Here is a 15,009-nt window from a genome sequence, read left to right on the forward strand (position 1 = left end):
AGGGTTATTGATTGCATTCATGATCAGGTACACCCGAATAAGCTATGGTGCTCACATATAGTTCTTTGTGAGCCACCATGCCCTTCCTCGCCCGCACCCACCCTCGCCTCTCATCTGCCGCTGTACTGGGCCTTGCCGTGGGCATTCTGGTACCGGCTGACACCCTCGCCAGCAAAGTGCTGATCGGCTGGAACATCGGCGTCTGGACCTATCTCCTTTTGATGCTATGGCTGACCATTCGCGCCAAGGCCGAGGACGTCAAGCGCATCGCCGAAATCGAAGACGAGAACGCCGGCCTGGTGCTGTTCATGGTATGTATCGCCGCCATCGCCAGCTTGGCGACCATTACCTTCGAACTGGTCGGCAGCAAGGACCTGGCCACCTCCGAGCGCCTGCTGCACTACGGTTTCACCGGGCTGACGGTGATCGGCTCCTGGCTATTGATCGGGGTGATTTTCAGCGTGCACTACGCCAGGCTCTATTACACCTGGCCAGGCAAGGAGCCCGCCTTGCGTTTTGCCGAAGGCTTGCTCACGCCCAACTACTGGGATTTCCTGTACTTTTCCTTCACCATCGGCGTAGCGGTACAAACCTCGGATGTGGGCGTCGCCACCCGTAGCCTGCGCAAGGTGGTACTGGGGCAGTCGTTGATCGGTTTTTTGTTCAACACCGCCATTCTGGGCTTTTCGATCAACATCGCCGCCGGGTTGTTTGGCTAGACTGCACAAACCTTCTAGACGCCCACTGAGGCGTCGCCGCTAATAACCCTTCACTTTCCGCCTCGGTGTTGTATGCCTGCGCACAATTGGATCGACTTGTCCCAGGACGCCGACACCGGCATCGAGACCCTGCGCGCGCATTTCGAAGGCCATGCGTATGACCCCCATTGGCACGACAGCTACCTGGTGGGCGTCACCGAACAAGGCGTACAGCAATTCAACTGTCGGCGCATGCGCCATGACAGCGTGCCGGGGCAGGTATTCCTGCTGGAGCCAGGGGAGCTCCACGACGGCAATGCTCCGACGGTCGACGGCTTCACTTACCGCATGCTCTACCTCGACCCGCAGTGGCTGGAACGGGAAATCGCCAGTGTCTTCGAGGAAGCACCCGCCCATCATCAGCTGAGTTTCGCCCGCACCTTGGCCAGCGATCCACGCCTGGCCCTGGCCACCAGCCAGGCGTTTGAGAGTTTGCACCACGGCGAACTGCGGATCGTGCGGCAAAGCGCTCTGGATCAGTTATTGGAACGCCTCACAGGCCAGCTTTACTGGCGCATGCGCTACCGCGATGACCCGCGCTTGCCGCAGGTGGCGCACAAGGCGCGGGAATACCTGCACGCCCATCTGCATCAGGACGTCGGCATGGATGAACTCGCCCTGACCTGCGGCGTCGACCGCTTTCGCCTGAGCCGCGCGTTCAAGAGTGCCTTCGGCCTGCCGCCCCACGCTTATCTGGTGCAACTGCGCCTGGCCCGTGCCCGGTATCTATTGGCCAAGGGCGATCAACCGGCAGACGTGGCGATGGCCCTGGGTTTCGCCGATCAAAGTCATTTGGGCCGCTGGTTCATGCGGGCTTATGGGCTGACACCGGCCGCGTACCGCAAGCGCTGCACAAATCTTCCAGACCGGTAACGCCCGGGCTTGTGAAGATGGTCGCTCTAAATGAGCCCGCCGGAGTCACCCGCCATGCTGTCCACCTTCGTGCCTTTCATGCTGTTCGCCTTTGTCGCCTCCATCACCCCCGGCCCGACCAATATCCTGGTGCTCAGCAACAGCGCCCGTTACGGTTTCAAGGCTGCGCTGCCAATCATCATTGGGGCTTGCGTGGGGGCATCGGGGATTGTGCTGCTGGTGGGTTGCGGTGTGGGTCAGTCATTGGTGCAACTGCCCAACGTGCAAACGGCGATGCAGTGGGCCGGTGTGGCTTGGCTGAGTTACCTGGCCTGGCAGATCTTCAGGGCGCCAGCCCAGGCCATCAATGCCGATGACACGCAAAAACCCTTGGGCCTGTTGGGCGCCGCGGCCCTGCAATTGATCAACCCCAAAACCTGGATGATGGCACTGGCGGTGGTCAGTGTGTTCGCTGGCCAGGGTGGGCAGCGCCAGGTGGTGTACCTGTCCCTGATGTTTTTCCTGATCGCCTTGCCCTGCCTCGGCGCCTGGGCTTTATTGGGTGCCGGGTCTAGCCGCCTGTTGCGCTCCCCCAGGACCGTAGGCGCATTCAACCGAGTCATGGCCTTGCTGCTGTTGGGCTCAGCCTGGCTGAGTGTGCTGATCTGAAGGCGAAAAAAAGGGGAAGCCTAAGCCTCCCCTGTTCGGGTGGATGGATGAATTAAAAGTCGTAACGCACGCCGAAGTTGACACCCCATGGCTGGTCGACGGTTTTACCACGTGTATGCTCGAGGTCCGCATGCAGCTTGACGCTCTGTGTCACCGACATCGCCACACCACCGGCCATTTCAATGCGCGAACCGAATACATCGTTGTTGAAGCGCTCGCCGTTTACCGTGACCTTATTGTTGTGGTTGAACTCATGGGCCAACGCAGTACGCAAGTACGGTTGCAACACACCACCGCTGTCCAACTGGATATTCTTGCCCACCGTGACGCCAGCCTTGCCCACGACCGAGGCCGAACGGTCACCTTTGGCGTGCAGGCCATTGTCCAGGTCATAACTCTGGGCCTGGGTGATCGCAGCGTTGAGTTGTCCGTAGGGTTCTACGAAGTAGCCGTCATCCAGTTTGATATGCCGACCGACTTCCACCGAAGCCCCCACGGCGTTCTGGGTGTAGTTGCCCTTGGCTTTTTTGCCGTCGCTCATGCTCACGTTGACTTCGTTGTGCAAGCGGTTGAGCTTGACCACACCGTCGAAATACAGGCCGCTCTCGTCATCGAGCCACGTGGCATAACCGCCCAGGTAGTAGCTGTCGACTGTACCGCCACCGGAGCGGTTGAGGTCGATATCGGAGGTGCTGTGACCGGCCATCACACCGGCCACCCACTGCCCATCGCCGCCGTACAGCGGTGTGTCGATACCCAAGGTAAAGCCGCGCTGGTTCTGCGTGTAGCCGCCACCATCCTGATTGCCGCTGACCTCGTACTTGTTGCCGTAGCCGCGCATCCAGAAACCTTCGTTGTTGCCCTGGCTGAAGCGCAGCTCACCCATGCGGGTACGCAACAAAGTCATCTCGCCGTACAACACTGTGGGCGAGGTGTTGAACAACGCCATCACCGCTTTGGTGCTGTTGCTGGTGCCGCGCCGGTTAGGGTCCAGGTACCAATCGGTGTCTTCCTGCTTGAGCCCGTAACTGTAGGCACCTGCGTCAACCGTTCCGCCGACCAGGGCGAACTGTGCATCACCGCCCTCGGTGCTCACCACGCGAATCGGCTCGGCCGTGGCCAACTCCGACCCCGTGGCCGCCAGCAACAGGCTGTGGTTACCTTCGGCGATGCCATTAACGGCGAGCAAGTCGGTCTGGCCGCTGCCAAAGTCGGTATGCATCACGAACGTGCCTTCGCCCGACAGGCTGTCGACATCCAACCGGTAGAACTCATCAGGCCCACCAAAATGCACGCTGCCGCCCGCCATTTTCAGGTCACCGACTTCGCTGTCACCCACCAGCGCCCAGTGGGAGGCGTTGTTCACGCTTAACTCAGCTACGTTTTTCAACTGGCCGGTCAACCACGAGCCGTTGTTGAGCTGCAACTTCGCGGTGCTGCCCTCCTCGACCACGACGTCACCGAACAAGGTACTGCCGTCGACATTCATGTTGGCGAAGGAGCCACCGGTGACTTCGAGGATATTGCCGTTGCCGCCCTTGAGGGTCGCACCGTTGCGCACATCTATAGTTGCATTAGCCGGTGTACCCGCCTTTGAGCTTTCGACCAGAATGGCTGCGCCCGCTTTTCCTTCCACGTATGAGCCATCAAGGATCAATGCAGCTGGCACGTCGGGGCTGCGGTCCATATCCAGCCGCACGCCATTGAGCTCACCGGTGATGGAGCTATCGATCGCAATGGCTTGACCGAACAGATACAGACCCACGCCATTTTCGCCAGTGCCTGCAACGTCGGTTTGGTAGAGGGCCAACGCGCTGTTACCACCCACACTGACGCCACGCGTGGTGCCGGTGATGCTGCTGTTGAATACAGAGGCAATTGCCCCCTCGTCACTGCCGATCGGACGAGAAACGACCAGGCCAACGCCATTGCTGTGGGTAAGTGTGCTGTTCTTGAGCGACAGCGTCCCGCCACTCATGAACACTGCTGCCGGCTGTGTCGCCCGCGCAGTGATCTCGGCGCCATCAATATTCACGTTCGAATTGAATGCCGTGATGTCTTGAGTTTTGCTGCCCGGATTAACGGTCAAGTTGGCAGACTGGGCACGGATTTGTTTGGTAGTGGCCCCTTCCACGGTGAGACCCGAGCCGGGCCTGAGCTCGAAACTGTCAGGTGGAGGGCCTGGCCGAACTGTTTCATTCGGGCCCGTAACCACGCGGGCTTCGGCCACACTTGACATAAGAACTGCTAATGAAACCGCGTTGGCCTTCAAGGCAAAACTCAACGGCTTGAGCTTAAAATTAAACATTGACGACATCGAAAAACCCTCTGGGTTTGGCATTCCTATTGAAGAAATTGGCCGGTACCTAAGAGCGTGGAACCCTGCCAATCAAGCGGTGCCAAAGTTATCCAGAGTTGTTCCCTATTTATGTAGGATTAATCTTAATACCCCCGAATCAATCTCGATGCGCACGGTGAGAACAAATAAGTTGTCCCTCTATGAACCCTGGGAGCAGCGTGGCTGCTCCCAGGCTGTTTTCGCAACCACGTCAAATCGCTGCGGGTACCGGCGTATCGTCGCAGTAGGTGGGGGAGGAGCCGGTTTTGACCGAGCGTGCCCGATGCAAAGCGTCGCTCGATGTTAAAGGCCCTGTTGGCAGTTGGATGGTGTAGTTGATCCTTGCTGCCCCCTGGAGCCGTAGGCCTACGTGTGTATGAATCGTCTTCATGAGGGTGGAGAAAGGCGCGTCTAGGGTCACCAAAAACCCCTGCGCGATCATGGAGGCGGTCAACGGAGGGGAGTCTTTGAACCCTACGGATGCAAGCACTGGGTTCGTGCCATCATTATCACTGTAGCCTTGCCAGTTCACCCGGACCACCATGGTCGGCTCAAACAAGTCCGACGGAGGAATACGAACAGTGATACGTCCGTCCATATTCAAAGGCCTGAAGGTAGTACAGTTGATCACGCCTGGATCACCGCCAATTAAATCCAGGTCCTGGACCTCGGGCATGACAAGGGCCTGGACATTGGCCTGTACGTCCACCGAGGTCACCTCAGACTGCTGCCGATTCGTACCGAGGCCCGCGTCGATTGTGTAATGCACCTGTTTCATAGGCGGTGCATTACCGTGCTTGGCGATCAGCGCCCACGGAATCTGCAGCGGCGGGGTGACCGGGGCGCCGGCAACCCCGCCCGTTATCTGGCGAGTGGCGGCGAGTTCACCCTCGTACCACAGCCGGATGAAAAAGTCCTCGGCGTCAGGGGTTGGGGCCTCATCCCACAACGTGATATGGGCATTGGCGGGCCGATTGGCGTGCTCAGGCAATAGCTCGTTGTCAGCGCCCTCCATGCCAGCGGCATTTACCCCCTTGATCACCACCGGATCCAGATCGGTGTTCGTCAGGTCCGGAGGATCGGTAGGAGTCGGTCCGACCACGTGCAGATTCAAATTGATGATCGTCGACGGCGCAGCAGGATACGTGACGGATCGACGGCGGATGACGTAAGTGACCGTCAACAGCTCGTCACCTGTCAACGCGCCATAGAGAATTTGCAAAATATGAAGTGGAACAACAATGGGCACTGGAAAGCTCGTACCGTTGCCCAATGCCGTACCCTCGATGGTTTCGGTACGGACGCTGGTCGACAGTATGACGTCAATGACATCACCGTCATTGCCCCGCTGCGGATGGTCATAAGCGGGAATTCTTACAATCATTCCCAGGTCAATGGAGGCGTCAATCCGGTCGAAGCGGTTATCTCCCGGAAACGCCCTGCCGATCAAGGGCTGCTTCAGATTAGCCGGTGCAGGTTGCAAGGCCACATCCAACCGCAAGGAGGAGGAAAGCTGGCTGGGATTGCCCGCGGCGTCCAGTAACTGATATCGAAGCGTGTTAAACGCGTCCGGTCCAGCCGAAACAACACCCTTGGGCAACGGGAACCTAAGGTCCGTCACCGGCCAATCCACCTCGGTAGAGGGAGGATCAGGAGCATATGGGGAATCGGAACCGCCGTAGAACGCCCTCAGCCTGTCACCCGGCGCACGCCCGTGGAGAACATAATCTGGAATTGAAAAAAACAACCGATCATTGGGAGCAGCTGGAAAATCGGCCTCGTCAATGGGCAGTGTCAAGCCTGCCGGTAGGGTAGGCGCTGGCGGAAGACTCGGAGATGATGCGTACGGTGCATCAGTATCGACAATCAAACGCATCTCGGTCGATTCGCTCAAGTTATCCGCACGTCTGATATACACCTCGTACTTGATATCCCAGTGACCTGGCGGACGCCTGCCTCGGGCGATATTTGCAGTTGCATAGGCTTGTGGCAGTGTTGCATCGAAATTAAAAGTGAACGTTAGGAACGGTTCTCCATACTCCGCATCATCTACCGGCTTTATAAACACTCTCACGATATCCTGATCGCCACCACTGTCGCTGTAGTCTTGCCATCGTGGCATTCGCAGTTCCAAATATTCGGACAACGCCTGTTCCCGAGAAAGCAATCCTGGAAAACCTGGAACAAAATCAACTTCTGGCGGATCCAACTGTGAGAAAACAACTGTCGACGGGCTAACAGCAGAGTTTAATCTGGTAAAATAATCACGCGTTTTTTTATTCATCATCGTTCTCCATTAGTGACAATATGGGCGACGAACAACTGCGAAAAATATTCGTTTAACCCTATTCGTTTAGTACAGCCATTTGCCGGCTAGAAGCACCTGTGCCCGCCGCTCATTTCAGACGCCCTGCACCGATGTCATCAACTTTTCTTTATCAGGGTGGGCACGCCGTCACTTGAACACTGAATAATGTCGCCTGCCTGGCAGTAACCACCTGCGGGATAAGCCAGGTCAACTCTGAAGCGCCGCAGGATGGATTCGCCGATTTTGCGCCCACCACGCCACACCTCATACCACGCGACAGCAGTACTCTCCTGGCGCAGCGAATACACCACTGGATCGAAAGGCGTCACTGTAAAGTCCAACCCATTGACCAAGTCCGCCGGCGTATCAAATGTCTTGCCTTGAGTAAATCGACTGTCCTCCACCACGGGGTCATCCCAGCCGTTATTGTTATAGCCATGGGTAAAAAATCGAACTTCATCGTTCAAATCAAAATCGCCATGAGCGACAACTTTCCAACGCACGCCGGCGAATATCTCTGGGGATGAGCAACAGGTGAGAAACGTACCCGTGCTACCCACCAGCGTGTGCTGAATAATCGGAGTAGGAAAGCTGAGCAGCGGCCCGGTATGAACATCGACTTCAGTATGTCGGGACTGTTGCTGGTTAATCCCATTATCGGTGGTGTAATGCACAGGCAACGAAGCGTTAATAGTGCCCTCCATCACCGCCCATGGAATAACACTGGAGAATACTAATTGGCCGGCGACTTCCCCGACTTGAACTGTCTTGGTAGCCACAGGCCCTATACCATTCCAAAAGAATCTCAATACCTGGCCTGGCTGTGGGTCGTCATAGAGAAACACCCGGGCACGGGCGCCTACATCCTTGTCGCGAAGGTCAACCAGATTGGCCTCATCTGACACCAGGCCACGTACTTCAGCCAACGGTAGATCGGGGTTTAGCAGTGCGGGCGCACCCGCATGGTCTTGCCCGGCAACCGTGAAATCCTGGCTGATACGACGCCGGTATGACGGGTAGATCGTCAGACCGCGGATGATTTCGTAACGTATCCGGATCTCTTCTGCCACCAGGACTGGGGATGGCCCCCGCATAGTGGCCCAGGGAACCGGTACCTGTGTTACGACGCCGTCGAACACCGGCACATCTGCGAGCGGCCGCTCGTCCCAAAAAGCCCGGGCGTGATCTCCGGCGGCCCAATTGATATAGGGGTCAATCAGCAGCACCACCGCGGCCCGGGCGTCGTCGCGCTTGATGATATTGTCATCGTAGGCCGGCGGCATGATAGTGGGTGCAGGCAGCGGTACATCTGGACCTGCTATCAGATCGAGTGAAAACGGTAAACCGGCACTACGCGTACTGAAATTCCCGGCCTCGTCGAACACTTGATAAAAGATATAGGCTGGGCCGTTATTCAGGCGACGAAACGCAGCCGCTGGCAACTCACAGACCAGCGGGTCTGAAACATCTACCAGTACATAGTCGCCGTCCGGCGCAGCAGCAGCTGGGTTCGGACTATTGGATAGCACCATTTCGATACGATCATTTCGCTCACGCCCCCGATAAGGCGGAATATTGAAGCGCACCGGGTCATTGCTCGCCACATAGGCTTCATCAACACCTGTGACGGGTGGATTCACGAAGCTGAGTTGGTCATCAGGCCGGAGCAATTCCGGGGATTCCAAATCAATGGTCAACGTGACCTTTGGATCAAGCTCGCTGCGTTGTCCCTCGGAATCGATCACGCGATAAAACAGTTTCACAGTGCCTGAACGCTCTCTGAGCATGGCTAATGGCACGTGCATTGGCACAAACGCAGGCAGAGGTGGAGGTGGGGCATCGATAAGCTTCAGATCAGCCTGCCTTTCAATACCGTCTCGCTCCCAGAGAAGTTGCACCCGGTGGGGTGTATCCAATGGTTCAGGCGCCGGGAGCCACATAGGTATCCTGACCAACAGAGGCGCAAGAGTCAGTGAGACCGGTACGAGACCGTTTGGGTCAAGAGGATCGACACCTGGGATGTCCATCGGGTCTAGCGCAAGTACACCGCCACTGGTCGCTTCAGGAAGGTGACTCACTTTTGAGATGGACATGTTCTTTCCTCTTTTAATTTTAACGGCGGGTTCACAGAACCGTCCTCCCCCGTCAAGTTATGGAAAAGTAAACGCCAAACCGTCCTTTCTGGGTACTGTCAGATCTAACAGGTTGCGAGTGCCATTCGTCAGTTGTCTCGAGCTTGCCGCGTCTGAATGTCGAAGATTAACTTGACGGTTTCTTATACTTGGTGTTTTCTGAAACCGGTTTCAGCGTCTCTCCCAACTCCAATAAGAAAGGCTTTAGCGTGACTCCATTCTCCGCCGCCCAGCGCAGCCGCGTGACCATGCAGGACGTCGCCCAGCGCGCCGGAGTATCCAAAGCCAGCGTGTCGCGCTTTATCGGCGATGACCGCGCCCTGCTCTCCGATGCCATCGCCCTGCGCATCGAACAGGCCATCGACGAACTCGGTTATCGCCCCAACCAGATGGCCCGCGGTCTCAAACGTGGACGCACGCGCCTGATCGGTATGCTGGTGGCTGATATCCGCAACCCTTATTCCATCGCGGTGATGCACGGCGTCGAAACCGCCTGCCGCCAGCACGGTTACAGCCTGGTAGTGTGCAACACCGACCGCGATGACGAGCAGGAGCGCCAACATCTGGCCGCGTTGCGCTCGTACAACATCGAAGGGTTGATCGTGAATACCCTGGGCCATCACCTCGACCAACTGCTCGAACTGCAACGGGAAATGCCCCTGGTGCTGGTGGACCGCAAGGTCGAACCGCTGCACAGCGACCTGGTCGGCCTGGATAACCCGGCGGCGGTGCGCATGGCGGTGGAACACCTGGAGCAACAGGGTTACCGCGACGTGCTGCTGGTAAGCGAGACCACCGATGGCACCAGTTCACGTTTGGAGCGTCTGGAAAGTTTCAACACCGAAATTGCCAAGCGCCCGGCGTTGAAAGGTGCCGTGGTTGAACTGGACGGTGAACTGGAAAACCGTCTGCAAGCCTTTCTCGCCAAACCCGGCCCCAAGGCATTGTTTTGCGCCAACGGCGTGGCAGCACTGGCCTGCACCCGTGCACTCAAGGCCCTGGGTTGCGAGCTGTTCGGCGACGTGGGCTTGATCGCCCTGGATGACCTGGACTGGTACCCGCTGGTAGGTAGCGGCATCACCGCCCTCGCCCAACCGACGCAAGCAATTGGCGCCAGCGCCTTTGACTGTTTGCTCAAGCGCCTGCGCGGCGATACCGCCCCCACGCGCACCCTGGATTTTTTACCGGAGCTGATTATCCGTGGCTCGACACACTCCCCTGTGGGAGCGGGCTTGCTCGCGAACGCGATAGATCAGCCACTCTTGCGCTGACTGACACACCGCCTTCGCGAGCAAGCCCGCTCCCACATTTTGTTTTGCGTATAAAAATGAAACCGGTTTCAGAGGTAAACAACAATGCATAAATACCCCGTCTCCATCAGCCTTTCCAGCTACGGCGCCGACCTGGTTCGCCAGCAGGGCCAATTGAGTTTTGTCGCGCTGCTGAGCGCCGCTGGTGCCCAGCGCATTGAATGGCGCGAAGAATTGCTCACCACCGAGCAACCGGCCGAGCTGGCCCTGGCCGCTGCAGAACAAGGCCTGGAATCAGTATTTTCCTCGCCCTTGGAGCTGTGGGTCGCCGGCCGTGCCCAGCCCAATGCCGAGCTGGCCGCCACGCTGGACCGCGCCCAGGCCTTTGGCTCGGGCTGGCTGAAGGTCTCGCTCGGCTACTTCACCGACACAAACGACCTGGAAAGCCTGCACGCCCTGCTCAACCGCCACCCGGTCAAGCTGCTGGTGGAAAACGACCAGACCCTGCACGGTGGGCGCATTGAACCGATGCAACGGTTTTTCACTGAAGTCGAACGTCTCGGCCTGCCGGTGAAAATGACCTTCGACATCGGCAACTGGCAGTGGCAAGACCAATCCGCGCTCACCGCTGCGCGGTTGCTGGGTCGGCATGTGGATTACCTGCACTGCAAGGCCGTGGCCCGCCGCGCCGATGGCAAGCTCGTCGCCTTGCCGCCGGGCGCCACCGACGTGCATCTGTGGGAACAACTGCTCAAACACATGACTCAAGGTATTACCCGCGCGGTGGAATTTCCGTTGCAGGGCGATGACCTGATCGAGGTTACCGCACAACAGGTCGCGACCCTGGCCCGCCTTGGCCAACCCCATGTGGAGAACGCCCATGTCTGAGATCGATATCCTCTCGTTTGGCGAAACCATGGCGATGTTTGTCGCCGAACAGACCGGCGACCTGGCCCAGGTCGGGCAGTTTCACAAACGCATTGCCGGCGCCGACAGCAACGTCGCTATCGGCCTGTCGCGCCTGGGGTTCAACGTGGCCTGGCTGAGCCGCGTGGGTAACGATTCCCTCGGACGTTTTGTGGTCGATACCCTGACCAAAGAGGGGCTCGATTGCCGCCATGTGGCCGTCGACCCGCTGCACCCTACCGGCTTTCAACTCAAATCCCGGGAAGAGGCCGGCGCAGATCCTCAAGTGGAGTACTTTCGCAGAGGCTCGGCGGCCAGCCACTTGTCCATCGAGGCCATCCACCCAACGCTGCTGCAAGCCCGCCATCTACACGCCACCGGCATTCCACCAGCACTGTCCGATGCCACTCGCGCACTGTCGTTCGAGCTGATGGCGCAAATGCGCAAGGCCGGGCGCAGTGTGTCGTTCGACCCGAACCTGCGCCCGTCCCTGTGGGCCAGCCAGGCGCAGATGATCCGCGAAATCAATGCGCTTGCCGCTTTGGCCGACTGGGTCCTGCCGGGCCTGGGCGAAGGTCGCCTGCTCACTGGTTTCGACGACCCGCAAGACATCGCCGCGTTCTATCTCGACCAGGGCGCCGAAGCCGTGGCGATCAAACTCGGCTCGGAGGGCGCCTATTACCGCACTCATATGGACCAGGGTTTTGTCGCCGCCGTACCGGTAGCCAAGGTGGTGGATACCGTGGGTGCCGGCGATGGCTTTGCCGTGGGCATGATCAGCGCCCTGCTGGAAAACTCAAGCTTCCCCGAGGCGGTCCAGCGCGCTAACTGGATCGGCAGCCGCGCTGTGCAGAGCCGTGGCGACATGGAGGGTTTGCCGACCCGCGCCGAATTACCCACTCGATCCGTTGCGTGACCCATTACCTGTTGCCACAACTACAACAAGCTCAGGAGCAACCCCATGGAAACCGTGAAACTCGCCACCCGTCGCTGGTGGTACATCATGCCTATCGTGTTTATCACCTACAGCCTGGCCTATCTGGACCGCGCCAACTACGGCTTCGCCGCCGCCTCCGGGATGGCCGAGGACCTGATGATCACGCCGGGCATGTCCTCCCTGCTCGGCGCGCTGTTTTTCCTCGGCTACTTTTTCTTCCAGGTGCCGGGGGCGATCTATGCGCAAAAGCGCAGCGTCAAGAAACTGATCTTCGTCAGCCTGATTCTGTGGGGCGGCTTGGCGACGCTGACCGGCGTGGTGTCCAACGCCTACATGCTGATCGTCATCCGCTTCATGCTCGGGGTGGTCGAGGCGGCCGTGATGCCGGCCATGCTGGTGTACCTGTGCCACTGGTTCACCCGTGCCGAACGCTCGCGGGCCAACACTTTCTTGATCCTCGGCAACCCGGTGACCATGCTGTGGATGTCGGTGGTGTCGGGCTACCTGGTGCAGCATTTCAGCTGGCGCTGGATGTTCATCATCGAGGGCCTGCCGGCGGTGTTGTGGGCGTTTATCTGGTGGAAGCTGGCCGATGAGCGTCCCAAGGATGCCAAGTGGCTGAGCGATGCCGAAAAGCACAGCCTGGAAACCGCCCTCGCCGCCGAGCAGGTGGGGATCAAGGCCGTGAAGAACTACGCCGAGGCGTTCCGTTCGCCCAAGGTGATCATTCTCGCCCTGCAGTTTTTTTGCTGGAGCATTGGCGTGTATGGCTTCGTACTGTGGCTGCCATCGATCCTCAAGGCCGGTTTGCAGATGGACATGGTCGAAGCCGGCTGGCTCTCGGCCCTGCCCTACCTGGCGGCGGTGATTGGCATGCTCGTGGTGTCCTGGGGTTCGGACAAGCTGCAGAAACGTAAGCGTTTTGTCTGGCCGCCGCTATTGATTGCGTCGATTGCTTTCTACGCGTCCTACGTGCTGGGCGCCGAACACTTCTGGTGGTCCTACACCCTGCTGGTGATCGCCGGGGCCTGCATGTATGCACCCTACGGCCCGTTTTTCGCCATCGTCCCGGAAATCCTGCCGGCCAACGTCGCCGGTGGCGCCATGGCACTGATCAACAGCATGGGCGCCTTGGGCTCGTTCGGTGGCTCGTATCTGGTGGGTTACCTCAACAGCAGCACCGGCTCGCCCGGCGCTTCGTACCTGCTGATGAGCGGCGCGCTGCTGCTTTCGGTGGTGCTGACGATTTTCCTCAAGCCCGGCGCCAGTGACCGCTCGCCGGCGCCAACCCTGGAGTTGAAGGTAAAGACCTCATGAAAAAGTCCGTTGTGTTGTACAAGAAACTGTCCGCGCCGCTGATGGCCCGCCTGCATGAGCAGGCCGAGGTCACGCTGATTGATGCACTGGATGAGACCGGCCTGGCCAAACTGCGCGATGCACTGCCCACTGCCCACGGCCTGTTGGGTGCAAGCCTGCGCCTGGACGCCCGATTGCTCGACCTGGCACCCAAGCTGGAAGCAATAGCCAGCGTCTCGGTGGGCGTCGACAACTACGATATCGATTACCTGACCCAACGCGGCATCCTGCTCAGCAACACCCCGGATGTGCTCACCGAAACCACCGCCGACACCGGCTTTGCGCTGATCCTGGCGACCGCCCGGCGCGTGGTGGAACTGGCCGACATGGTACGCGCCGGGCAATGGAACAAAAACATCGGCCCGGCGCATTTTGGCAGTGATGTACATGGCAAGACCCTGGGCATCATCGGCATGGGCCGCATCGGCGAAGCCCTGGCCCAGCGCGGGCATTTTGGCTTCGGCATGCCGGTGATCTACCACAGCCATTCGCCCAAGCCGGCGGTTGAAGCGCGCTTTGGCGCGCAGTACCGAAGCCTCAAGGACTTGCTCAAAGAAGCGGATTTTGTCTGCCTGACGTTGCCGTTGACCGCTGAGACCGAGAAGTTGATTGGCGCCGAGGAGTTTGCGCTGATGGGGCCAGAGACGATCTTTATCAATATCTCCCGAGGCAAGGTGGTGGATGAGGCAGCACTGGTGCAAGCATTGCAGCAACGCACTATCCGCGCGGCGGGGTTGGACGTGTTTGAGAAGGAGCCGCTGGATCACGCATCGCCGTTGTTGCGGTTGAACAATGTGGTGGCTACGCCGCATATCGGCTCGGCCACCCATGAGACGCGGGAGGCGATGGCCAAGTGTGCGGTGGATAATCTGTTGGCGGCACTGGCTGGCGAAAAGCCGGTAAACCTGGTGAATCCAGGGGCATGGCGGCACTGACACAACACAAGAGCAAAGGTGGAAGCTGGCTTGCCTGCGATAGCCATAGGTATCTACACAACTCTGAAGCGATCGACGGTAACCACGATGCTAAGCGAGCCGCTCTTGATCTTGATCTGGCTTTTGATCTGAAGCGCCCCGTCAAACCACGCTGGCCGAACGCAGGCTTGAAGTCGTGGGCAACCCGGCAGGACGCCGGGTTAGCCGCCCCGCGCCATGGATGGCGCGTGGCGGCGGCCCACGACTTCAAGCCTGCGTTCGGGCACACCGAGCCTAGGCGAGGTGCCGAGTGGTGGGGCGAAGGCCTTTTGGTTACTTTTGGGCCTTTCCAAAAGTGACCCGCTGTAAGAGCCAGCCCTTTCAAGGTCTTCTGTAAAATCCCCTGAAATTCATTCAGGGGGTACCTAAACGATGTGGGCGGAAGTTCTAGCGCGTTTCGAGAAAAAAGCACCTGCCAGTGTCATGGCCAAACTGGCGCTGCAGCAGGCTATTGCCCCCGAGTGGATTGATCAGGTTTTCGAAGAACACCGGCAACGGCAGTATTCTCGTGAGCTATTGTTCTCGACCA

General features: G+C 58.8%; 11 protein-coding genes. 8 read left to right on the forward strand and 3 right to left on the reverse strand.

What is annotated here, in order from left to right; translation table 11 throughout:
- Nucleotides 1-77 precede the first annotated feature (77 nt).
- The 3 genes from JMV15_RS25180 to JMV15_RS25190 all read left to right on the forward strand — a co-directional run bounded on the left by JMV15_RS25180 (nt 78) and on the right by JMV15_RS25190 (nt 2,279).
- Nucleotides 78-719 carry a DUF1345 domain-containing protein gene (locus tag JMV15_RS25180; protein WP_014718716.1) on the forward strand — a complete coding sequence of 214 codons (642 nt, stop codon included), beginning with the start codon at nt 78-80 and terminating at the stop codon, nt 717-719.
- Between the two features lie 72 nt (nt 720-791).
- Nucleotides 792-1,631, forward strand: a complete 840-nt coding sequence (locus JMV15_RS25185; RefSeq protein WP_014718717.1) for an AraC family transcriptional regulator — start codon at nt 792-794, stop codon at nt 1,629-1,631.
- A gap of 54 nt (nt 1,632-1,685) precedes the next feature.
- The gene (locus JMV15_RS25190) at nt 1,686-2,279 is read left to right on the forward strand and encodes a LysE family translocator (protein WP_014718718.1); all 594 of its coding nucleotides are present in this window, start codon (nt 1,686-1,688) and stop codon (nt 2,277-2,279) included.
- A gap of 52 nt (nt 2,280-2,331) precedes the next feature.
- Here JMV15_RS25190 and JMV15_RS25195 read toward each other — a convergent pair whose 3' ends face one another.
- From JMV15_RS25195 to JMV15_RS25205, 3 genes are all read right to left on the reverse strand, one after another.
- Nucleotides 2,332-4,596 (reverse strand): autotransporter outer membrane beta-barrel domain-containing protein, encoded by a 2,265-nt coding sequence (locus JMV15_RS25195; protein WP_058410654.1) that lies wholly within the window; start codon nt 4,594-4,596, stop codon nt 2,332-2,334.
- Between the two features lie 232 nt (nt 4,597-4,828).
- Entirely contained in the window at nt 4,829-6,901 is a 2,073-nt protein-coding gene (locus JMV15_RS25200) for a hypothetical protein (protein ID WP_235991965.1), read from the reverse strand.
- Between the two features lie 140 nt (nt 6,902-7,041).
- The gene (locus JMV15_RS25205; RefSeq protein WP_019816851.1) at nt 7,042-9,018 is read right to left on the reverse strand and encodes a hypothetical protein; all 1,977 of its coding nucleotides are present in this window, start codon (nt 9,016-9,018) and stop codon (nt 7,042-7,044) included.
- A 248-nt stretch (nt 9,019-9,266) separates the two neighbouring features.
- On the opposite strand from JMV15_RS25205, the gene JMV15_RS25210 reads away from it, so the two are divergent.
- The 5 genes from JMV15_RS25210 to JMV15_RS25230 all read left to right on the forward strand — a co-directional run bounded on the left by JMV15_RS25210 (nt 9,267) and on the right by JMV15_RS25230 (nt 14,441).
- Complete coding sequence (locus JMV15_RS25210; RefSeq protein WP_019816850.1) at nt 9,267-10,328, forward strand: LacI family DNA-binding transcriptional regulator; 1,062 nt, start codon at nt 9,267-9,269, stop codon at nt 10,326-10,328.
- Between the two features lie 84 nt (nt 10,329-10,412).
- Nucleotides 10,413-11,195: a sugar phosphate isomerase/epimerase family protein gene (locus tag JMV15_RS25215; protein WP_019816849.1), complete on the forward strand. Its 783-nt coding sequence runs from the start codon at nt 10,413-10,415 to the stop codon at nt 11,193-11,195.
- On the forward strand, nt 11,188-12,129 hold the full coding sequence (locus tag JMV15_RS25220) for a sugar kinase (protein WP_014718724.1): 942 nt from the start codon (nt 11,188-11,190) through the stop codon (nt 12,127-12,129). Before JMV15_RS25215 ends, JMV15_RS25220 begins: the two co-directional genes overlap by 8 nt.
- Nucleotides 12,130-12,174: 45 nt before the next feature.
- Nucleotides 12,175-13,467 carry an MFS transporter gene (locus tag JMV15_RS25225; RefSeq protein WP_014718725.1) on the forward strand — a complete coding sequence of 431 codons (1,293 nt, stop codon included), beginning with the start codon at nt 12,175-12,177 and terminating at the stop codon, nt 13,465-13,467.
- Nucleotides 13,464-14,441 (forward strand): bifunctional glyoxylate/hydroxypyruvate reductase B, encoded by a 978-nt coding sequence (locus tag JMV15_RS25230; RefSeq protein WP_014718726.1) that lies wholly within the window; start codon nt 13,464-13,466, stop codon nt 14,439-14,441. The genes JMV15_RS25225 and JMV15_RS25230 overlap by 4 nt, the downstream gene beginning before the upstream one ends.
- Nucleotides 14,442-15,009 lie beyond the last annotated feature (568 nt).

Source organism: Pseudomonas paracarnis, from assembly GCF_904063055.1.
Lineage (GTDB): Bacteria > Pseudomonadota > Gammaproteobacteria > Pseudomonadales > Pseudomonadaceae > Aquipseudomonas > Aquipseudomonas paracarnis.